This is a genomic window from Prevotella sp. Sow4_E9_plate, assembly GCF_052116205.1.
In the GTDB taxonomy this organism is placed as follows: Bacteria; Bacteroidota; Bacteroidia; order Bacteroidales; family Bacteroidaceae; genus Prevotella.
This window is the reverse complement of the sequence record NZ_JBQKLN010000026.1, coordinates 22,788-44,626: the sequence shown is the minus strand read 5'-3', so window position 1 is coordinate 44,626 and position 21,839 is coordinate 22,788. Positions and strand designations below refer to the sequence as shown.

The 21,839-nt window shown below is 45.4% G+C and carries 20 protein-coding genes; 14 read left to right on the top strand and 6 right to left on the bottom strand.

What is annotated here, in order from left to right:
* Positions 1-5 precede the first annotated feature (5 nt).
* From ACTQ53_RS10900 to ACTQ53_RS10890, 3 genes are read left to right on the top strand one after another with little or no spacing between them, the layout of a single operon-like run.
* Complete coding sequence (locus ACTQ53_RS10900; protein ID WP_294971607.1) at positions 6-296, top strand: hypothetical protein; 291 nt, start codon at positions 6-8, stop codon at positions 294-296.
* Entirely contained in the window at positions 221-1,198 is a 978-nt protein-coding gene (locus ACTQ53_RS10895) for a hypothetical protein (protein ID WP_441933034.1), read from the top strand. Before ACTQ53_RS10900 ends, ACTQ53_RS10895 begins: the two co-directional genes overlap by 76 nt.
* Positions 1,199-1,209: 11 nt before the next feature.
* A complete protein-coding gene (locus tag ACTQ53_RS10890; RefSeq protein ID WP_441933033.1) occupies positions 1,210-2,073 on the top strand; it encodes a DUF4249 family protein in 864 nt (287 codons plus the stop codon).
* 68 nt (positions 2,074-2,141) lie between these two features.
* On the opposite strand, the gene ACTQ53_RS10885 is transcribed toward ACTQ53_RS10890, so the two are convergent.
* Together ACTQ53_RS10885 and ACTQ53_RS10880 are read right to left on the bottom strand one after the other, a co-directional pair.
* A complete protein-coding gene (locus ACTQ53_RS10885) occupies positions 2,142-2,681 on the bottom strand; it encodes a hypothetical protein (protein ID WP_294971600.1) in 540 nt (179 codons plus the stop codon).
* A 43-nt stretch (positions 2,682-2,724) separates the two neighbouring features.
* On the bottom strand, positions 2,725-3,261 hold the full coding sequence (locus tag ACTQ53_RS10880) for an Ig-like domain-containing protein (protein WP_294971598.1): 537 nt from the start codon (positions 3,259-3,261) through the stop codon (positions 2,725-2,727).
* Positions 3,262-4,271: 1,010 nt separating this feature from the next.
* Here ACTQ53_RS10880 and ACTQ53_RS10875 point away from each other — a divergent pair.
* Together ACTQ53_RS10875 and ACTQ53_RS10870 are read left to right on the top strand one after the other, a co-directional pair.
* Entirely contained in the window at positions 4,272-4,724 is a 453-nt protein-coding gene (locus ACTQ53_RS10875) for a DUF6078 family protein (RefSeq protein ID WP_118151447.1), read from the top strand.
* 152 nt (positions 4,725-4,876) lie between these two features.
* A complete protein-coding gene (locus ACTQ53_RS10870; RefSeq protein WP_294971591.1) occupies positions 4,877-6,712 on the top strand; it encodes a VapE domain-containing protein in 1,836 nt (611 codons plus the stop codon).
* Between the two features lie 445 nt (positions 6,713-7,157).
* Here ACTQ53_RS10870 and ACTQ53_RS10865 read toward each other — a convergent pair whose 3' ends face one another.
* The 3 genes from ACTQ53_RS10865 to ilvA are packed head-to-tail and all read right to left on the bottom strand — an operon-like array spanning position 7,158 to position 9,619.
* Complete coding sequence (locus ACTQ53_RS10865) at positions 7,158-7,946, bottom strand: ABC transporter ATP-binding protein (protein ID WP_441933032.1); 789 nt, start codon at positions 7,944-7,946, stop codon at positions 7,158-7,160.
* A 45-nt stretch (positions 7,947-7,991) separates the two neighbouring features.
* On the bottom strand, positions 7,992-8,366 hold the full coding sequence (locus ACTQ53_RS10860) for a RidA family protein (RefSeq protein ID WP_006848032.1): 375 nt from the start codon (positions 8,364-8,366) through the stop codon (positions 7,992-7,994).
* Positions 8,367-8,419: 53 nt separating this feature from the next.
* Positions 8,420-9,619: a threonine ammonia-lyase gene (ilvA, locus tag ACTQ53_RS10855; protein WP_441933031.1), complete on the bottom strand. Its 1,200-nt coding sequence runs from the start codon at positions 9,617-9,619 to the stop codon at positions 8,420-8,422.
* A 185-nt stretch (positions 9,620-9,804) separates the two neighbouring features.
* On the opposite strand from ilvA, the gene ACTQ53_RS10850 reads away from it, so the two are divergent.
* The 3 genes from ACTQ53_RS10850 to ACTQ53_RS10840 are packed head-to-tail and all read left to right on the top strand — an operon-like array spanning position 9,805 to position 11,734.
* Positions 9,805-10,071 carry a hypothetical protein gene (locus tag ACTQ53_RS10850; protein ID WP_441933030.1) on the top strand — a complete coding sequence of 89 codons (267 nt, stop codon included), beginning with the start codon at positions 9,805-9,807 and terminating at the stop codon, positions 10,069-10,071.
* 9 nt (positions 10,072-10,080) lie between these two features.
* Complete coding sequence (locus tag ACTQ53_RS10845; RefSeq protein ID WP_441933029.1) at positions 10,081-10,944, top strand: triple tyrosine motif-containing protein; 864 nt, start codon at positions 10,081-10,083, stop codon at positions 10,942-10,944.
* A 1-nt stretch (position 10,945) separates the two neighbouring features.
* Positions 10,946-11,734, top strand: coding sequence for a helix-turn-helix domain-containing protein (locus ACTQ53_RS10840; RefSeq protein WP_441933039.1), 789 nt, complete (start codon positions 10,946-10,948; stop codon positions 11,732-11,734).
* A gap of 360 nt (positions 11,735-12,094) precedes the next feature.
* On the opposite strand, the gene ACTQ53_RS10835 is transcribed toward ACTQ53_RS10840, so the two are convergent.
* Positions 12,095-12,901 carry a Cof-type HAD-IIB family hydrolase gene (locus ACTQ53_RS10835; RefSeq protein ID WP_295347072.1) on the bottom strand — a complete coding sequence of 269 codons (807 nt, stop codon included), beginning with the start codon at positions 12,899-12,901 and terminating at the stop codon, positions 12,095-12,097.
* A gap of 238 nt (positions 12,902-13,139) precedes the next feature.
* Here ACTQ53_RS10835 and ACTQ53_RS10830 point away from each other — a divergent pair, with 238 nt between their 5' ends.
* The 6 genes from ACTQ53_RS10830 (at position 13,140) to ACTQ53_RS10805 (ending at position 21,789) form a co-directional block, all read left to right on the top strand.
* On the top strand, positions 13,140-15,101 hold the full coding sequence (locus tag ACTQ53_RS10830) for a glycoside hydrolase family 97 protein (RefSeq protein ID WP_441933028.1): 1,962 nt from the start codon (positions 13,140-13,142) through the stop codon (positions 15,099-15,101).
* A 202-nt stretch (positions 15,102-15,303) separates the two neighbouring features.
* The gene (locus ACTQ53_RS10825; protein ID WP_441933027.1) at positions 15,304-17,382 is read left to right on the top strand and encodes a glycoside hydrolase family 127 protein; all 2,079 of its coding nucleotides are present in this window, start codon (positions 15,304-15,306) and stop codon (positions 17,380-17,382) included.
* Positions 17,383-17,520: 138 nt separating this feature from the next.
* Complete coding sequence (locus ACTQ53_RS10820) at positions 17,521-18,021, top strand: RNA polymerase sigma factor (RefSeq protein ID WP_441933026.1); 501 nt, start codon at positions 17,521-17,523, stop codon at positions 18,019-18,021.
* Positions 18,022-18,056: 35 nt separating this feature from the next.
* On the top strand, positions 18,057-18,818 hold the full coding sequence (locus ACTQ53_RS10815) for a hypothetical protein (protein WP_441933025.1): 762 nt from the start codon (positions 18,057-18,059) through the stop codon (positions 18,816-18,818).
* A gap of 27 nt (positions 18,819-18,845) precedes the next feature.
* A complete protein-coding gene (locus ACTQ53_RS10810; RefSeq protein ID WP_441933024.1) occupies positions 18,846-19,754 on the top strand; it encodes a hypothetical protein in 909 nt (302 codons plus the stop codon).
* A 145-nt stretch (positions 19,755-19,899) separates the two neighbouring features.
* Entirely contained in the window at positions 19,900-21,789 is a 1,890-nt protein-coding gene (locus ACTQ53_RS10805; protein ID WP_441933023.1) for a heparinase II/III domain-containing protein, read from the top strand.
* The last annotated feature ends 50 nt before the right edge of the window (positions 21,790-21,839 follow it).

Genomic DNA, 21,839 nt, shown 5'->3' with positions numbered 1-21,839 from the left:
GACTTATGACAGAACTGAAAAAATATACCTGGCTATGGCTGATGGGATGCATGATGCTGCTGGCAGCGTGCTCCTCAGAGAAAAAGGAGGATGACTCCTGGTACAGACCCATCGATGAGTTTGTAACCCAGCATCAGCAGATGATGCAAAGCCAGCCCGACTCGATGATTCTGCAAATCAGAAACTTGAAATGCGGAGGCAAGCCGGAACTGGTAGAGCAATGGAAAAGACTGATTGTTGCGAAATGCTGCTATCTGAAAGGCGCCGACCTCAACCTTTGGGAGAAAATCTCTTGATGGAACTGGGTGCTAGAGTCTCTGGTTATCATTGTCAGAAATCTTTTTATCGGGTTATACCTCATCTTAAGTTTAATTACGACCTGTCGCAATCAGCCAAACTGAATCTCAATTTGGGCATCCGTAACCAGTATCTTTTTCAGACTGGCTTTTCTTCGGCTGGACTTCCCACCGAATTCTGGTTTGCTGCCGATCAGAATCATCGTCCGCAATATGCCTATCATGCTGCCTTGCAAGGTGAATTCTGGTTTGCCGAAAAGGAATACCGGTTGAGTGTGGAAACTTATTATAAATGGTTGATGAACCAGATAGAGAACAATAGCAATATGTTTGATATCCTTTTCTCTTCTTATTCTTTTGATGGCTCCTTGTTGCATGGCAAGGGTTACAATTATGGATTAAATCTTCTCCTTGAAAAACGAAGGGGAAAACTGACGGGATGGCTGAGTGGTTCCTTGGGGCGCGCCATGCGAAAGTTTGATGGCGAACAATATCAGGGATGGTATCCTGCCGGGCATGAACGTATTTACGAGCTGAATGCCGTAGCTACTTATCGTATAAATCGCCGTGTCAGTTTAGGCTCAACCTATGTGCTGGCTTCCGGAACCCCTTATACTAAAGTGAATTATGCTTATTTAATGTCGGGCAATCTTGTAACGGAATATGGACCTCATAATGGAGATAGGGTAAAACCTTATATGCGTCTTGATTTGTCGGTAAGTTATGATTTTGCAACGAAGGGCAGCGTTCGTAGCGGAATAAATTTCTCGCTTTATAATGTTACGATGCACGGAAATGATTTGTTCTATCGTATCAAGGTGTATGATAATCATGTGAGATATAATGGTTTTAAGTTCTTGATGCCTATTATGCCTTCTATCAATTATTATTGTAAATTTTGAAACATCTGCTTATGAAAATCAGTCACAATAGTCTTGTCATAATCGTCTTGGCTTTATCTTTTATATTTGGAGGATGTAGCCAGGATGTTTCTACGTCAGATGAATCGCAATTGGTAGTTGAAGGGTGGATTGATGCTGGTGGTTTTCCTATCGTAAAACTGACTAAAACGATTCCTTTGGGTAAGGATGAACTGTCATTAGACAGCCTTTCTCGCTATATGGACAGATGGGCGAAAATTACCATTTCTGATGGTGAAAGAACAGAGGTCTTGGCGGGGAGGTATGATAAAAGATATTTTCCACCTTTTATCTATACCACTTTTGATATGCGTGGCGTGGAAGGAAGGGAGTATGTCTTGAGGGTAGAGGCTTCGGATGGCAAGGTGGCAGAAGCAACGACCCGTATTCCGGTGTCTGCAAAAATTGATTCCTTTCGTGTAGAACCTACTGATGTAGATAGTCTTTTCCAACTTTATGCCTATACGTCTTATCGAGGAAAATGCAAACTTTTTACGCAGACTGTAGGAAATCAGAACGAAATGTATTCTGCTGAATTAGGCCTTTTTGACGATGGAATGATAGGAGAAGAGGGAAGAATTTCGGTAAAACGGGGTAGGGATAATCTACAGAAAGATTTTACTCCTTTTTTTAAGGAGAATGAAATAGTAAGGGTAAAGTTTTCTTCATTAGGTGAGGAAGGTTATGCCTTTTGGCGCAGTTTCGAAGATATGGCAGCCTTGTCCAGAATTCCCCTGATGCCTGTCAACTCCAATTTGAAGTCGAATGTTCAGGGTGCTTTGGGTTATTGGCTGGGATATGGTTCCAGTTTCTATGAAGTGAAAATCAAGGTGGGGGAAAACATTAAAATTCAGTAATCCCCCTCCTTGCTTGTCTAGTTTCCTGTCGAGACCTGTCACCTTCCTCTAGGAAAGGTTCAAGGCACTTATTTTATTTTTATACCATTCACTCTTTCATATCCATTCATTTGCCCATCCCAATAAAGTTTTCCATTCAAAAGAGTAATCAAATCTCCATTTGATAAAACAATTTTATTATTAGCAATAACATAGGTATATATATACCTATCAGAAAATTCTGCAAGATAAAATGGATATTGAGTATTTGTTTCTTTATAAAAGGCATTATCATTTTTGTTTTGGTATATCTGAAAACAAATGCGCTGAACAGTATTGGCATTAATAAAATGCCATAAATAAATACAACTTTCACCACCTCCCCATAAAACGCCATCAGACCAATAAGCTCCAAAATATAAAATTTCGGTATAGTCGTTTGGATTGTAATTATAGGCATTTTTTACATTTTGACGAACGCTTTCTAAACAAATCCAATATCCCTCAATACCGGATTTTGTTTCTTCAATTTCATCTTCATTCTCGCTAGACGAAGAACAAGCGGTAAAAGAAAACATTGTCAACAAGGCGATGAGAAACGCCATTAAAGAAAAATGTATTTTTTTCATGATTTGTGCCCGTCATGCCGATAGCTCAGCTTTAAATTCGTTATTACTTACAGATATATTTCTTACCATTGATGATGTTGATGCCCTTTTTAGGAGCATTCAGGCGCCGGCCACTCATGTCGTATACCTGACCTTTCTTGCTTTCTTTCAAGACAGGGTTGGCAATCGATGTGTTTACATCCTTCGTTGTGAATCCTATCCTATGTTCGTTGCTGTTTTGAGATCCATTCCTGAGTTTAAGGCTACCAGCTGGTATAATCAGCGTGTAGTGAGTGCCAGCCTCAAGTGTCTTCTGAGGTGTGATGGTTACCTGGGTTTCTGATGTTCCATCGGCTTTTATATTGGTTGCGAAATGGCTGTCAACGTATATTTTTGAACCATAGTCTGTTTCTAGCCTGATCCATTGGGATATAGGCTTGTTGCTCACATATGATACCGCCTGATTGAATTGTAGCACAGGTTTCACGTTTACATCGACATCCGTGTCTCCATCTTTTGGCGAGGAGCTGACCAGCTTGATATCCGTTCCCCCTTCTATCTCTCCGCCTCCATTTTCATTCACCGTTATTACGAATGTCACAGTTGTCAACGGCGTGTCTATTGAATGCCCATATTCCCTTTGGTAGACATGGCATTTTACCTCTACCCGTCCACCTGCAACGTACTTGGTTGCTCCCGTTGCCAATATTGTACAATAGCTATCGAACCTGGAGCCTCCTCCTGCGGCTGTTACACAAACTGAAGGAAACCGCCATTCATACTTGCTGATATAATGATTGGAGGAAGGTGAAGCATAGGCATTTAGTGTGGTTTGTTCACCAATTTTAAGTGTAGAATAAAAAATCTCTGCCCTGGCTGATGTTATAAACATAACAAATAGCACTAATAAATAAACTAATCTTCTCATTGTATTTATCTATTAAATAATTAGTAACCTTGTTTTTTCTATAAATGTATTAATGTTTCCTTGCAAATTTAGCCATTTTTTCTACAAGTTGCAAATGGGATTTTCGGCGTTTGGGGGTAATGGGCAAGTTTTAGATTACAAGCGGTCGTTAATGGAGAGTAAGTGGCTTCAGTTTTATTACCCAAAATGCGCCAGTATGTAGGAACACATGCTGCACCAGCCTCTGCCGCCCTCATTTTCTGGGCTTTTGGAAGAGGACAGGTTTAGGCAGAATTTAAAAAGTTTACCGATTTGGCGTTCAGGATAATAAGAGAACAACAAAAACGGAAATCGTTTTTTCTCTTTTTATCCCTCACATCCCTCACATTTTCTCTTTTTGAATTTTTAATCATTTGATAATGAGGTGGTTGTCTCTCTTGTATGGCGTGATAGATAGCCGAAATGTTTACAAAATCCATCATGCTATCCATCACTTATTGCCTTTATCCATCACGTCTTTCAGCTTATCTTCTTGCTGAAAGTGCTTTTTTTATGCACGTGATTCGGGACAAAGATGAAAGTTTTCGGGACAAAGCTTGCATCTGGCTTTAAAATTTTGTATCTTTGCGGAGTGTTGACAACACAGATTCCACAATGGCAATAACCACTGCGAAACCTAATGTTTAATTAAAAATTTATTTTTTATGGAATTAAATCTTAATGATCCTGCGTTTATCAAAAGTCTGGTAGATTATCATTGGATGTACTGCTTCAATGCCGATTGTCCTCGGGCAGCAGAATGCATCCGATTCATCTCGGCAAAGTTCAAACCCGATGATGTTACTGCCGGAAATGCTGTTTATCCCGATGCAAACCTCCATGCATCTTGTTCCCATTTCATGCGTGTGTACCAGTTCAAGGCAGCATGGGGATTTTCCCATCTCTACGACCAGGTAAAACATGTCGAAATGCAGACCATCAAGTACCGCGTCATGGATGTTCTGGGCAACCGTACTACCTATTATCGTGTACATCGGGGGGAGAAACATCTTACGCCGGAAATGCAGGAGCAGGTGAAGAAAGTCTTTGCTGAATATGGTTATGGGGAACCTGCCTATGATCATTATGCAGAAGAAATCGGATTCGTTTACGAATAAAGCACAATCCCCTGCCGATGTATCGAAAGCGGGAATGCAACGTATCGGTTTGTTTCACAGGGTGAAACAGAGTGTTTCTAGGCTTGAAACAAACTGTTTCATGGTATGAAACAAAGTGTCTCGTGTCGATAAACTTTTTAAAATGACAGATAATGAAATTTACCATAACACATAGAAATAAAAAGAACCAGCTCCTGGTAAGTACCAAGAGTCTGGAACGTTTCCTGGGGCGCATCGTAAACGATGACGCCAGGAATACCGTGGAGAACTTCCGTGAATATGTACCTTATCTCATGAATGGTTATGATGGGTATAAGGATATGCCAACCTGGATGCATGTTCACCCTGCGGCAGAATTTCAGAAATCGGAGAATGGACTCCTGAAGATGAAGAAAAACAACGGCGTTCTGCTGCTTACGTTTGTTGATATAAATGAGGATGGAGGTGTGGATGCCATCAAGCAGAAAGTAGCCAGTCTGCCTTCTACTCTTGCAGCCTTTGTGGGAGCCGATGGCATCAGTCTGCATGTTCTGGCGAAATATGCGCTGGCAAAGGGGACGTTACCTGATGAGGAGGTTGCTGCCGACAGGATTTATAAGCAGGCCTTCCTGACCTTTGCTCCGCTTTATCAGACGCTAGTAAAGGCAAAGATGCAGATGCCCGAGCCTTCTATCTTTTCCGATTTTCTGATGACAAGAGATTCTTTTCCTTATTATCGTGAAGATGCCTTGCCCCTGACGTTGAATGAAGTCTTTCATGGCGCAGAAAAACCTGTGGAGAGCGTTGATGAGAAAGAGGCTGACCACTCTTCCGGAGGTGTGGATAACGACCGTAAGGAGTTGAGTGACAATATCATGAGTATGATCGGATTTCTGTGTAAGAAATATGATTTCCGTTATAATTCGGTAATGAAATGCACAGAATATAGGCCAAAGGAAAAGGATTATTGGGGCTATCAGCCAGTGGATGCCCGTGTGCAGAAGCGTATGACGCTGGAGGTACAGCTCGCCAACATCCGTGTGAGCATCAAGGATGTGCGCAATTATCTGGAGTCGGATCTTCTTTCTACCTATAATCCTGTAGATAACTTCCTGTTCAAGTGTGAGGGGAAGTGGGACGGTAAGGATCATATCCGTGCCTTGGCGCGCACGGTGCCTACTGATAATCCTTATTGGGAGGATTGGTTCTATACCTGGTTCCTGGCGATGGTTGACCAGTGGCGTGCTTACAGTCATCGCAAATACGGCAACTCTGTGGCACCACTTCTCATCTCCAAGCAGGGCTACAACAAGAGTACTTTCTGCCGGTCTCTGGTTCCGCCGGAGTTGCAATGGGGGTATAATGATAATCTCGTATTGTCAGAGAAACGGCAGGTGCTTCAGGCGATGTGCCAGTCGCTGGTTATCAACCTGGATGAGTTCAACCAGATTTCTCCTCAGGTGCAGCAGGGATTCCTGAAGAACATCATCCAGTTGCCGAGTGTCAAGATAAAACCTCCGTATGGCAGTCATGTACAGGAATTTCCGAGAATGGCGTCTTTTATCGCTACGAGTAATATGGAGGATATCCTCTCCGATCCTTCCGGTAATCGCCGTTTTCTGGGTGTGGAGCTCACGGGTCCTATCGATGTGAGCCAGCGTCCGAATTATGAACAGCTTTATGCGCAGGCGCTTTCTGCATTACGGGCAGGCGAGAAGACTTATTTTGATGCGGAACAGACCCGGCTGATCATGGCGAACAACAGGAAGTTTGAGGTGGTTTCTCCGGTAGACCAGTATTTCAATCTCTATTTCGACGTGACCGATGATGTCAAGCAGGGTGAGTATCTTACGGCAGCCGAGATTTTCCAGGAACTGAAGAGTCACATCGGTTCATCGTTGAAGTTGAGCAATCTCATCACCTTTGGCCGCAAACTTTCTCAGATGCCATCCATTCACCGCAAGCGTTTCAACGATGGCATGCGGTATCTGGTGGTGCGAAAATCGTGATGGATAACGCTAAATCGTGATGGATAGCGTGATGGATACTTCCGCTTTTCGGAGTATCTATCACGCTATTTAAATATCTGTATATGAGTATGTTAGAGTCTGTAATGTGTGTAAATCGTGATGGGTGATAGATAATTATCTCAAAATGTATTCGCTTCCAATCTTTCCCAGATGGCATCCCGATAGATGAATTTCGATAGCGAACGGATAAAAAATGAAAAATCAGCCAATTGGCAACGGAATGTTGCTGGATGGCTGATTTTCTTATTTAGTATGATAGATTTCTAGTTTCAGACTTTCCTGTCATGGAAATCTGTTGGATTTCTGATGCAAATATAGTCAAAAACTCCGAAATATCAAAATGCGTTTTTACTTAATAGAGGCTATGATGCGGGGAGATGGGATTATGCGGTTTGATACAGAGAATAAGCGGTAGGAAATTGCACTATGAAAATGTAGAAGATAATTCTACTCTCATCTTCTCTACATCAAATCTGATGCCATCCCGGTCGATGAATCTGGATAACGAGCCGTCTTCTGCAAGCTCTTTTGGGGTGCCGATGGAGAGATGGTTTTCTTCCATCAGCCAGAGCTGATCGGCAATCTGCAGGGCCAGTTCCACATCATGGGTTGACAATAAGATAGACTTATGCTGCTCGTGGGCAAGGCGACGGAGCATCTGGAGGGTTGCCACCTTGCTCGGAAAGTCGAGGAAGGCGGTAGGCTCATCCAGGATGATGAGGTTGGTTTGCTGAGCCAGCGCTTTGGCAATCATCACCTTCTGGCGCTCGCCATCGCTTAACTCTGTGATAGAACGGGAGGCTAAGTGCTGGATGCCTGTCTGCCGGATGGCTTCATCTACTATCTTTTGATCTGCCGAGGATAAGGTTCCCCAGAAGCCGGTATAGGGAGAACGGCCGATGCCGATGATTTCCTGAACGGATAGTTGGGGAGTATCCATACGGTTAGTGAGAACTACACCTATTTCCTGGGCGAGTTCGCGGGCTGAATAATCGGATAGAGGTTTGTCTTGAATCAGGATTTCTCCATCAAGGGGTGGCTGGAATCCAGATAAGGTGCGGAGCAAGGTAGATTTGCCCACTCCGTTGGCTCCGATGAGACAGGTCAGTTCGTCTTCCTGGAGTGGGGCATGAATAGATGAGGCTACCGCTCTGAGCTGATGCTTCGAGCGATAGCCTATCGTTAGATTCTTGAATGTGATTGTAGTTCCCATCAAAATCTTCTTTCTTCGAAATGTTTATACTGTCGAAGCGGAGATTTACTTGGCAGCCAATACTTCTACCTCAACCAATGCACCCTTAGGCAACTTCTCTACGGCTACGGCTGAACGAGCTGGGTATGGCTGGCTGAAGAACTCGGCATAAACCTCGTTCATGGCTGCGAAATCGTCCATGCTGTTCAGATATACAGTAGTCTTCACTACGTGAGAAAGGTCGGTACCGGCTGCCTTCAGGATGTTCTGGGCGTTGGTGAGGCTCTGACGAGTCTGCTCCTTGATGCCACCCTCTACGAAATTGCCTGTTGCTGGGTCGATAGGAATCTGACCTGATGCAAATACGAAACCGTTTACTTCGATAGCCTGGCTATATGGACCGATAGCTGCAGGCGCATTGTCTGTGTGAATTGCGTTCATGATAATCTTTATTTATAATTAATAATTTGTAGTTTACGATTTATAGCTTATCGCTATACAATCCAGAGATGAAAGCCTTTCTGTTCCAAGGCTTCCTTGATTTCCTTGACATGTGCAGAATCGCGGGTCTCCATGGTGAGTCGGAGTACGCAGGCATTCACCTTGTTGCGATTGGCAGAACGGTCGTGATGAACTCCCGTGATGTTGCCGCCCAGGCTTGCGATGACGGATGCTACCTCAACCAATTCGCCCGGCTTGTCGTCCAGCTCCATCTCGATGGTACAGAGACGTCCGCTCTTCACCAATCCACGGTTGATGACACGGTTCAGGATGGTTACGTCGATGTTACCGCCGCTCACCACGCAGATGGTTTTCTTTCCCTTGACTGGTACCTTGTTGTACATCACGGCTGCCACGCTAGCTGCACCAGCGCCTTCGGCTACCATCTTCTCACTCTCTATGAGTTTCAGGATGGCTGCACAGATCTCATCCTCGCTCACGGTAACAATTTCGTCCACGTAGTTGGAGCAGGTCTCGAAGGTGAGTTTTCCCGGTTCCTTTACGGCAATGCCATCGGCTACGGTAGCTACGGATGGTAATCTTTCCTGCTTGTGGTCGTGGAGACTCTGAAGCATACTGGCTGCTCCCTCTGCCTGAACACCATAAACCTTGACATTAGGATTTAATGACTTGATGGCAAAGGCGATACCAGAAATCAAACCGCCACCACCAACAGGTACAACTACAGCATCTACATCAGGTAACTGGTCGAGAAGTTCCAGTCCGATGGTTCCCTGACCGGCAATCACATGTTCATCATCGAACGGATGAACGAAGGTGTAGCCACATTCATCTTTCAGTTCCAATGCCTTCTGGTATGCGTCATCATAGACTCCAGGCACCAGGCAAACCTCGGCACCCAGTCGCTTGGTAGCTTCTACCTTCGAGATAGGAGCACCTTCTGGCAGACAGATGAGGCTCTTTACTCCCATAGCGGTAGCCCCGAGTGCCACACCTTGCGCATGGTTGCCAGCCGAACAAGCTATCACTCCCTTCGCCTTCTCTTCTTCGGTGAGTTGTGAAATCTTATAGTAGGCACCACGTATTTTAAACGAACCCGTCTTCTGAAGGCATTCCGGCTTCAGATATACATCACTCTCTGGGTTGATTCTTGGTGTACGAACCAGCTCAGTTTTTCTGATCACTTGGCTCAGCACGAAGCGAGCCTTATAGAAATTATCTAGTTGTAACATAACTGCTGATATGCTTTTGTGTCTGTTGTTACAACAGGATTTGTCATCCTGTCTGATTATTTCTGCAAAGATACTTTAATTTGAAGAAATCACAAAATAAATTGATTTAATTTTTGTTTATGCGATAATAATGTGTAATTTTGTCGCCATGATAAAGAAAACCATTATAAAGCAATGGCGATATCATGCTGTTTATGGCGGGTATGCATCTGGCAATCTTCTCTCCCAAGACCGGTAAGCTGAAGGAGCTGAAGGTGGCGGGAATGCCTCATAATGGCAATATGGACCCTGCTTTTGTAAGGCAGGATTCGTATGGCTATCTGTGGTTGGGCACGATGCGGGATGGACTTTATTTCATGGATATGAAGAAGCAGTATATGCGCCGTGTGAATCTATTGTTGAGCGATGAGCATATAGAAGCGATGTTAGAAGATGCCAACCGGCAGGTCTGAGTTACCAGGATGAGAAATGCCTTCTTCTTGACGCATGCCAACAAAACCTTCCTGATGAGCAGTCTTCTATCGGCTAGCCAGGATCAGGATGACTGGCAGTTCTATGCCAATTCTGTTTGTCTTTCTCCTGACGGTAGTGTTGTGTTTGGCAGTTCTGACGGTTGTAAGTTCATGCCTCCTCAGGCTATGAATACTGATTTCCTGCGAACCTATGTTGGTACCCATGCCAGCAAGATGCTCAATATCTTTGGTTTGGAGGTGAAGAATCAAGAAGGTAAGGTGCTTGCCGTTACCGATGAAGTATCGCGTTTGAGCCGTTATACTTTTACTTATGATGAGAACGACTTGAAGTTTAGTTTCTATTATCCTTCCTTCAGTCGTCGCTCGGCATTGTTGTGTCAGTATCGGTTAGAGGGCTATGATAAGGATTGGCAGGCACCTACTTACGAATGTGTGGCTCATTATTCCAATCTGGCACCAGGTAAATACACCTTCCATCTGCGATTGATTTCTTCCATGAACCGTCCTGCATTGGCAGAGCGTAAGATAGAGATTATCATCAAGCCGGCTCCTTGGTGGTCGTCAGCGGCATGGTTGCTCTATTTTGGTATCATCGTTTTCGTGCTCTATACTTTCAACAGGCTCTATCTGAAGGCCCGTACCAATCATCTTTGTCTTCTGGAAGAACAGCGTGAAACAGAGCGCGAGAAGCGTGCCAAGGAGATGAATATGAAATTCTTTGCCAATATCTCGCACGAATTTCGTAACCCTCTCACCATCATTGCCGGTCCGCTGATGATGCTGAATGCCGACAAGGCTTTGCCCGATTCGGTGCATCGCATCCTGAATCATGTCTGTATAAAGTGTGAATAGAATGCTGAGGCTTATCGACCAGATGCTCGACTTTAACCAGCAGGAGACCGATGAGCTGCGCCTTAGGGTTGTAGAGGTTGATGCTGCGAAAGAGTTGCGTCAGCAGGTAGCTTCCTTTGAAGAATCTGCCAGGGTGAAAGGCATTAAACTGGAACTGGTCATCAAGCAAGGTAACTACCTGATGTGGCTGGATGGTGATAAGGTGGAGAAAATCATGGGCAATCTTTTTACCAATGCCTTGAAGCATACTTCGCCTGGCGGTGTAATCAGAATAAGTGCCCATGTTGACGATGATATTCTGAAGGTATCTGTCTTCAATAGTGGCAAATTGATGGCTGAGGATAGGATGCAGGATGTTTTCAAGCGCTATTACCAGCTGGCTGATTCGCAGGATTCTGATCTGTATGGTTGGGGTACGGGTATCGGACTCTATTATGTAAAGCGTCTGGTAGAACTTCATCATGGTTCTGTTAGGGTGAACCGGAAGTTTATGGATGAATTATACGGATGGATGGAAAAACGTTCTGCGGAGCAGGATTTGAATGTGGCTACCGTGTGTCGCGACATGCTGATCAGTCCGGCGAAGTTTAATTACAAGATTAAGGAACTCACTGGCGAGACACCTGGTATCTTCTTCCGTAAGTATAAGCTCAACAAAGCAGCAGCTTGGCTGCGTGAAGGCAAGTACAGTATTTCTGAAATAGCCGTGTTGACTGGTTTTAGTACTGCGGCTCATTTCTCTGTAGCTTTTAAGAAGCAGTTCGGTGTTTCGCCGAGTGAATACCTATAGGCTCAATTGCTTGAGTATGTCTCGCCAAGCGAGTTCCAGCGTTTTCGCATCTTTTTTTGGATTGCCTATGTCTTGTTTGTGTCATTGATATTTATTTTTGGCACTCAAATTCATCTTATGCAGAACACATATTCTGCATACTAAAATGATTTGACCTAGCAAAGGTAGGGCTTTTCCATTGGGATGTGTTTCGATTTTATATAATTGTTTTTCGAAAATCTATAAAAATGCAGAATAATAGCGAAAAAACACCTGATAGTAACGAATTTTCCAATAGAGAATAACAAAAAATCCCCCAAAGTAGGGGGATTTCTTGAAATATGAATGATTCGAACTTTATGAGTGAAGAAGTGGTAGAATTTACATGTTGAAGTGTTCGAGAGCAGCTGCCACACCGTCTTCTTCATTCGATAAAGTTACGTAGTCGGCCTCGGCTCTAACCTCTGGTGCAGCATTCTCCATAGCCACTCCCATGCCTGCAAGCTTCAGCATGCTGAGGTCGTTGTAGCCATCGCCAAAGGCAATCATATCGGCAGGGGTGAGGTTGATTTTCGTTAAGAGACGACTCAGCGACTTAGCCTTGTCGATACCCTTAGGAACCAGTTCCAGGAAGAAAGGAGCCGAGCGGAAGATATCCATTCTGTCTCCCAGCTTTTCCACTAATTCCTCCTCTGCCTTGAGCATATCCGATGGATCTCCGGTCATGAGGAGTTTGGTTGGATGAGGCTCCAGGGCTTCAAATAGGTTCTCTACCTTTCGAATGTTCATCTTGTTGATGCGTGATTCTTCCTTGACATACTGGTCATCCGGCATCTCGGTGATGATTTCGTTGCCGGCATATCCCAGCAGGGCATGACCGTTCTCCTCGGCATACGCATATAATTCTGGTATCACTTCATCTGGCAGGAACTGCGAGAAGAGTTTTTCGCCAGTTTTGGCATTCACGATATTGCCGCCATTATAGGAAAGAATGTATCCTCCCTGCTTGTTCAGCTCCAGGCATTCTGCCACCGGTTCGATGCCGTAGGTAGGTCGACCGGAAGCAAGGATGATTACTGCTCCCTTGGCTGATGCCTGAAGGAGAGCTTCACGAGTCTTTGGGGTGACCACCTTCTCGTGGTTTGTCAAGGTGCCATCCAAGTCTAAGGCGATGGCACGGTAAGGAATCTGTTTTGTTTTTTCCATTGTCTTATTTTGCTATTATGCTGCAAAGTTAATATAAAAAACTGACCGCACCAAAGTTTTCTCAAAAGGATTGTCTGTATTGTAACATAAACTTTATGATTTGTGCCAAAATGATGAATTATATACTTTTTCTATCGATTTGAGGACATGATAATCGTTTAAATTCTGTATCTTTGCAATCACAAAAATATAATCATAACTAAACTATACGCAATCGGAAATGAAGAAAAACGTTTTAGCAGTAGCGCTGGCATTGATGGCTGGCATCGGCGCCTATGCCGAAAAGAATACCATCACTTCTCCTGATGGTAAGTTGAATGTCGTGGTGGAAGACCGCGATGGCAAACTCTATTATTCCATCGACTATGCAGGCAAGCGAATGATGGAGGAATCGCAGCTCGGACTCCTTGCCAATGTGGGCGATTTCAGTCAGGGCTTGACCTATCAGAATAAGAAAGAAGCAAAGGTGGAGAAGAGCTATGATCTCCGTACCGGCAAGGTTTCGCATGTAGATTATCATGCCAACCAGCTCAACGTGACTTATCTGAACGGCAAGAAGCAGCCGATGACGGTTACCTTCAACGTGAGCAACAATGACGTGGCATTCCGTTATACTTTTGATCAACTGAAGGCTCAGCATATCATCGTAAACGAAGAGAAGACAGCCTTCAATCTTCCAAAGGTAACCACCACTTACCTCTGTCCACAGTCGGATCCGCTCATTGGTTTTGCCCGAACCAAACCAAGCTATGAGGAGGATTACAAGGTAGATCAGCCTTTAACGGCAAAATCCGGCTATGGTCATGGCTATACCTTCCCATGCCTCTTCAAGGTAGGCGGCGATGGCTGGGTATTGGTCAGCGAGACGGGTACTCACGGCAACTATCCGGGTTGTCATATCAGCGATTACGATGCAGCAAAGGGTTATCAGATAGCCTTCCCGATGGAGAAAGAGGCAGATGGCATAGGTTCTACATCGGGCGCCTTCATCTTTCCGGGGTCCACTCCTTGGCGAACCATCACCGTGGGTTCTGATTTGAAGCCATTGGTAGAGACCACTATTCCATACGATGTAGTGGAGCCAAGATTCGAGGCTTCCCAGAAATACGGAACAGGCAAGTATGCCTGGAGCTGGCTCATCTGGCAGGATGGTTCCTGCAACTATAACGACCAGAAGCTGTTCATCGACCTGGCTGCTACCATGGGATTTGAATATGTGCTGGTTGATGCACTCTGGGATACTCAAATTGGAAGAGACAAGATTGCCGAATTGAGCAAGTATGCGCAGAGCAAGAATGTAAGTCTGATGCTCTGGTATAATTCCAATGGCGTGGCAAACGATGCACCTCAGGGACCTCGTGGCATTATGGATAACATCGTGACCCGCAAGAAGGAAATGGCTTGGATGAAGAGCATCGGCATCAAGGGTATCAAGGTGGATTTCTTTGGTGGTGACAAGCAGCATACCATGCAGCAGTATGAAGACATCCTCAGCGATGCCAACGATTATGGCATTCAGGTTATCTTCCATGGCTGTACTTTGCCAAGAGGTTGGGAGCGCATGTATCCTAACTATGTATCGAGCGAGGCTGTACTGGCTTCAGAGAATGTATTCTTCTCTGATTATCATGCCAAGCAGGAGGCTTTCGAACTCACCATGCATCCATTCTGCCGTAATGCTGTGGGAGCGATGGATTGGGGTGGTACCATCATGAACAAGTATCTCTCTAAGGATAACAAGAGCCGTCATCGCCGTTATACCACCGATGTTTTCGAGATGGCTTCGGCTATCATGAATCAGGCAGCTATCCAGTGCATCGCCATCTATCCGAATAATCTTTCTGAGCTTCCTCAGCATGAGATTGATTTCCTGAAGAGCGTTCCTACTACCTGGGATGAGACCAAGTTCATCGCGGGTTATCCTGGAAAATATGCGGTTGTGGCACGTCGCCATGGTGATAAATGGTATGTGGCAGGTTTGAACGGCACCGACCAGGTGATGAAACTCACCCTGAATCTGCCAATGCTTGCCGGCAAGAGTGTTACCTATTATCATGAAACAGCCAGCAAGGACAAGAAGGCACTCTGGCCTGTATCGCAGATGAAGAACGTGAAGGTGGATAAGAAGGGAAACCTGAAGGTGGAAATGCAGCCTAAGGGTGGACTGATCTTGGAAAGGTAAAAAAGTAAAAAGCTAAAATAGTAAAAAGGGCTTTTTAAAAGTAAAGAGGTAAAATCCAGAAATAAGGTGAAAGATGGGAGCTTTCGTTACTTTTTAACGATAAGCACCCATCTTTTATTGTCTGATTTACACTATATTCGAAAATTATTATTATCTTTGCACCGCAAAACATATAACAATAATAAATTTTAAACCTATCAATATGAAGAGATTAGTTTCTGCAGTATTGCTCTCTGTAGCCGTGGCAATGCCTACGATGGCGCAGAAGAATGCAAAGACATTGAGCAATGGTTATCCATTTACTCAGGTTCCTTTTACTAGTGTGAAGATTTCACAGAATACTTTCTGGGGTGCCCGTCTGAAGGCTGCCCGAGAGGTAACCGTGCCATTGGCTTTCAGCAAGTGTGAGAGCGAGCACCGTTACAAGAACTTCGAGATGGCTGCCTATACCCTGCAGCATCCTAACCACCCGGGGTTGGATACCAAGGAGTGGGATGTAAGCAAGTTCATGGGCTTCTCTTTCGATGATACCGATGTGTATAAGACCATCGAAGGTGCCAGCTACATCCTCCAGACTTATCCGAACAAGAAGTTGAAGGCTTACATCGACAGCGTGCTCGATGTGGTAGCTGCGGCACAGGAGCCAGATGGCTATCTCTATACCGCCCGTACCATCAACCCAAAGCATCCACACGGGTGGTCGGGAAATAAGCGTTGGGTCAAGGACGAGGAGGCGAGCCACGAGCTTTACAACCTCGGTCACATGGTAGATGCAGCCTGTGCTCACTATCAGGCTACGGGTAGCACCAAGTTCCTGAACATCGCCAAGCGCTATGCCGATTGTGTGGTAAAGGAAGTGGGACCTAATCCAGGACAGGCTACCATCGTTCCTGGTCATCAGATTGCAGAGATGGCTTTGGCTCGTCTCTATACCTTGACCGGTGAGAAGAAGTATCTGGATGAGGCTAAGTATCTGCTTGACTATCGTGGCAAGACTCATATCCGCAACCCATATTCTCAGAGTCAGGCTCCTATCCTGGAGCAGAATGAGGCGGTAGGTCATGCGGTGCGTGCCGGATATATGTATGCCGGTATTGCCGATGTGGCAGCCCTGACCAAGGATTCTGCCTATATGAAGGTGATTGACCGTATCTTTGAAAACATCGTTGGTAAGAAGTACTATCTTACTGGTGGTGTAGGTGCCCGCCATGCCGGTGAGGCATTCGGTGATAACTATGAGTTGCCAAACATGACTGCCTACAACGAGACCTGTGCAGCCATCTCTATGGTTTATCTCTTTGAGCGCATGTTCCTGCTTCACGGCGAGAGCAAGTATATCGACTGCATGGAGCGTACCTTATATAATGGTGTCATCTCTGGTATGAGCATGGATGGCGGCAGATTCTTCTATCCAAACCCATTGTCAAGCGATGGCAAGTATAAGTTTAATGCCGATGGCAACACCACCCGCCAGCCTTGGTTCGGATGTGCCTGCTGCCCGAGTAACTTGTGCCGCTTCATCCCTTCTGTTCCAGGTTATCTCTATGGCGTGAAGGACAACAATATCTATGTGAATCTCTTTGCCGGCAATACATCTACCATCAAGGTGAATGGCAAGGATGTGGTTCTGGAGGAGACTACCGAGTATCCTTGGAACGGCGATATCAAGATTGCTGTGAAGAAGAGCGGCGTAAAGAATGCCAACCTCCTGGTCCGTATTCCTGGATGGGTTCGCAACCAGGTGGTGCCTAGCGATCTTTACAAGTATAGCGATGCCGAGAAGCCAGCTTATAGCGTAACCGTAAACGGCAAGGCTGTGGAGGCTGACCTCGATGCCAACAAGGGTTATCTCCCTGTCAAGAACATCAAGAAGGGCGATGTCATCCGCATCCACTTCGATATGCCGGTTCGTACAGTAGTTGCTAATGGCAAGGTAGCAGATGATAAGGGTAAGGTTGCCGTAGAGCGTGGACCATTGGTATATTGCGCTGAGGCTGTGGATAATCAGAACGAGCCAGTGCTCCGTGCCGTAATGGCCAAGAAGCCTGCATTCTCGCTGGTAGATAACTACAGCATCGAGAACACAGAGACTAAGGGCGCTCCAGCCTTCTCTGTCAAGGCTATCCAGACCTCTTCTCAGGTGCTCGACCAGGCTGCTGATTGCACCGTTTCTGTCAAGAACCAGAAGCTCACCCTGATTCCTTACTATGCTTGGAATCATCGTGGCGCCAACCAGATGAATGTCTGGTTCTATCAGGGCTTGTCGTTTATGGATAAGTAATAAATAGTTTTTTAAATCAAGAAAGCTTGGCAAGGGTGTTTGCCAGGCTTTCTTGTTAATATAGGTTAATCCCATTAAGAAAAACACTTCTTTTCCGTTTATGTTGTAGTTTTGAACAAATAAAACAAAAAAGGGCAAATGACAGAGAATGAATTCATCCATATCGTTCCGCAGTTGCGGCAGATAACCTTGCAGATCAGTCAGGGTTATGGCGTTGGCTGTGATGAGGCTGAGGACATCGCACAGGATGCGATGCTCAAGCTCTGGGCCATCAAGGATGATATTCAGTCTGCTGCTCATGCCAAAGGTTCGATGGGCTGCATAGCCAAGCATCTTTGCATCGACTTCTTTCGCAAGCGGAAGATGATTTCGATAGATGCCCAGCCTTTCGATAAGTCGCCTAGCCCCTATGCGCCGCCCGATGTGGAAGTGGAAAACTCGGAGAACGAACAGTGGCTCCAAAAACGCCTCAAGGCGCTGCCCTCCAACCAATATCAGGTGCTTTATCTGCGACAGGTAGAGAAGAAAAGCTCTGAGGAAATAGCGCAAATCGTGGGCATCACCCCTGAATCTGTATCAGTCTTGCTTTCGAGGGCAAGAAAGCAGATGTTGCAGGAAATCAGAAAAAGATGTCGATAGCTCTTATGTATAATCAATAAAGGAGGAAATAGGATATGAACGAAAAAGAAAAAGACATACGTTTGTTGCTTGACCGGTTTATGGCTGGTGAGACTTCCCTGGAAGAGGAGGTTCTGCTAGGGGAGTGGTTTCGGCAGCATCCCGATGTGAGCGATGACTTGAAGGAATATCAGCTGATGTTTGGATATTTCGATGAGGGGATGCCCCTCGACTATGAGGCAGAGAATCATGTAGAAGATGCTCATCCGAAGACTAAGGCACGAATGCGTCGCCTATGGTTGCCGATAGGTATGGCTGCATCCATCGCCCTGCTCTTTGTGATTGCCATTCCTTGGATAGGGCGACAGACAGGGCATCAGGATGATTCGAAGATGGCTCAACTCGATGGAAGAACGATTCAGGAGGATGTTGATTCTGCTGTTGTCCACGAGGAGAAATCGACAGATGCCAATCTTTCCATGCCTGAAAAGATAAAAAAGTCGGGTGATTCCGTATTTCCCAAGACAAGGAAGCACAAGCAGAGGCAATATCGTCAGCATCTGTTTGCTCCTGCTCCTCCAAAGCTTTGGATAGCTCAGAATATTGCTACCGATTCTTTGTTGGCAGAGCCGGAAAAGCTTGCCGATGAGCATCTCCGGGAGATGGAGGCACAGCAGAACGAAATGTTCTTCAAACTCTATCTCGTCGATGCTCTTCAGACCCAGTCGCTCAATGCCGATATTGCCAGTGCCTCGTTCGAAGGTGAGGAGAATGTGCATGATGAGGACCATGTGAGTGATGACCAGGAGGTTTATTAACAAGAAACAATTAAAAAGAAGAAGAATATGAAAACAACTTTTAAATTAGCATTTGTGGCTTGCCTGATGGTGCTCTCTTCGGCTTGCCATGCCCAGAAGCCTATACCGGCTATCGACCAGGCTTTTGATAAATTCGTACAGGATTTATTGCAAGACGACCTCGTTACTTCTTCCACGATGAATACCTATAATATAGGTATGATGAAGGGATTTGAGTTCGCTATTCCTGAGAGAAAGCAGAAAATGGTGGATACCTTTCAAAAGGCTTTATTGAGCAATAGTCGCCTCGCTTATATTAGTTTTACCAAGAAAGCGGGCTCTCTCAGTCTTGAAACGAATCGGGTGGGGTATGGCAAGGATAATTCCATGACTTACGAGTTTGGTACTCACAAAGACCGCAACTATAACCTGCAGTATTTCCGTGACAGCAAAGATTCTACCATGCGATATGTTTATGCCTTGGTATGGTATCAGGGAATGGATCGTTCGGTAAAGGGCAGTGTATATAAGTTCTACTCCAAGGATCCGCAAGCTTATAAGATATCATTATCTTATAAGATGAATGCTGTTCAAGGTTTGGATTCTCTTGTTTACCTGGGCAACGTCAAGTATAACAGGAATCTGGCTCGCAGTTATGACTTGGAGATGACTCCGCCAAAGGATGCGGCTGAGTTTATGGTGCAACTCAACACGCTCCGTGCTGCCTTTAAGAATGCCAGTGACCAATACGCTTATTTGGGAAATCAGGTAACTCGACGTACCCTCCAGACGGGTGTAGCCAACAAGATAGTCAAGCTTTGTAAGGGATATGGCAAGTTGCTGAATGCCGATGAGAAGAAATTCTGCGCCACTTCGCTGAATAAGATGAAGAAGGATACAGACGATGAATATCTGCAGAGCCTTCTGGAATTGACAGCCAATTCTTTGAGGAAGTAGTAAGTCCTGGAGGTATAAACTGAGGAAAAAGTGAAATTCTCTCTCGTAAAATACCGCTTTAAAGCGATATTTTCTCTAAAATTATCTTTTTCTAGACTTAGGTCTTGTTATTATTTCGTAACTTTGTACGCAAAAAGTAAACGATATGACTAAGAAATTGATAATGATATTAGGCTTGGTGCTTTCATCCATGTTGATGAAAGCCCAGGCTTTTTTTGTGCCTTTCCCGAAGGCTGGTGACAAGTATTGGCAGAAGCAGGTGCCGGTGGCGATGCGCAACGATTATATCCGGTTGGGCAATCTCTATCAGAAGAAACCTTGGAATGCCATCCCTGCTGAAACTTTTGCCGAGTTCCGAACCAATGGTAACCGTACCCGATACGAGGAAGCTAGCTTTGGTATCAGAAAACAGTTTGTCTGTCTGGTGATGGCAGAAATCATGCAGGGCAGGGGACGGTTTCTGCCCTCTATCCGCAAGGGCTTACATTATTTTATAGAGAAGGAACCCTGGTGGGGAATCCCGGCACATTATCCGAAAGACCATCCTGAAAAGGATATCCAGCCTGTAGATCTCTTCAATGCAGAGACGGCAGGCATGCTTGCATGGACCCTCTATATGCTGGAAGATGAAATCAACAGGAAGGAAAAGGGACTCTGCGATCAGGTGAGAAACGAGATAGAACGCCGATTCCTGCAACCAGTGTTGAACCAGCCGCAGGGCTGGAAGAACAATGCCAACAACTGGAATACCTGGATTACGAGCAACTGGTTGGAAACTGTTTTGATTTGCGAATCAGATGCCAAGCAGCGAGATGCTGCCTTCAAGGGAGTGCAGCAATGTCTGCGAACCTTTCTGAAGGGTTATCCCGATGATGGCGGTTGCGAGGAAGGCGTCAGCTACTGGGACTGTGCCGGAGCCTCGTTCTTCGAGTCGCTCTATTTCATGCAGTTTGCTCCCAAGCAGGCGGTTCTGACATTGAATGAAGCTCAGAAGAAGAAGGTGGAGAATATGGGTAGATTCATCACTACGATGTATATCAACGACCTTACCTTCGTGAATTTCTCGGATGCGCAGGCTCAGAACGTTCCGAACATCAACATCCTCTTTCCTTATGGAGCCTATCTCCAGAACCTGCAGATGATGCAGTTGGCAGCTTATGTGGGCAAGAAATATCAATATACCCTCAAGCCTACTACGCTCTTCCTGAAATCGGGCAACTATCCGAAGCTGGGCAGGGAACTGATGCTCCTCTCCATGCTGCCGAAGTATCAGGCAACAGCGTCTGTAGAGCCTAAGACGGAAGATGCCTATCTGGTAAATTCCCAGATTATGGTGGCGAGCAACAAGAACTGGTTTGTGGCGGCGAAAGGCGGTAACAATGCCGAAAGCCATAACCACAACGATATCGGCAACTTTATTGTTTATCACAACAATCAGCCGGTGGTTATCGACCTGGGACGTGATACCTATACCTCGAAGTCGTTCAGCAACCAGCGCTTTGAGCTGATGAACTGCCGTTCGGCATATCACAACGTTCCTATCATCAATGGTCTGGAGCAGAAGGATGGCAGGAAGTATCGTGCCGAGAAGGTAAATCATGTCTTTGCAGATGGTGTTTCTTCCCTGTCGTTGAATCTCGAAAAGGCTTATACCGAGGGAGCGCATGTGGATAAATGGCAGCGTACCATTGCCCTGGATAGAGAATATAACTGGGTAGAAGTAACCGAACAGTACAAGCTCGATTCCCTGCAGACAGAGAAGGACCGACAGAATGGTCAGGTCTTTGATAATCAGATTATCCTGATGGCGTATGGCAAGCCGGTGGTTCAGAAGGCTGGCAGAATCCTCCTTCAGGGCGGTATGGTTCGTCTGGAATATGATGCGCAGTATCTTTCTGCATCCGTAGAAAAGGTGCAGATGACGGATGGCATCATGAAGACGCAGTGGAAGGATAACGTCTATCGCATCATTCTGCGACTGAACGATAACTATCCGATGACAAAAGTGAAATACCGGTTCGTAGGGACGAGGTAAAGTTTATGCCCCACTCTCTTACTTGTCTTTTTCTCGCGAAAAAAGTTTTT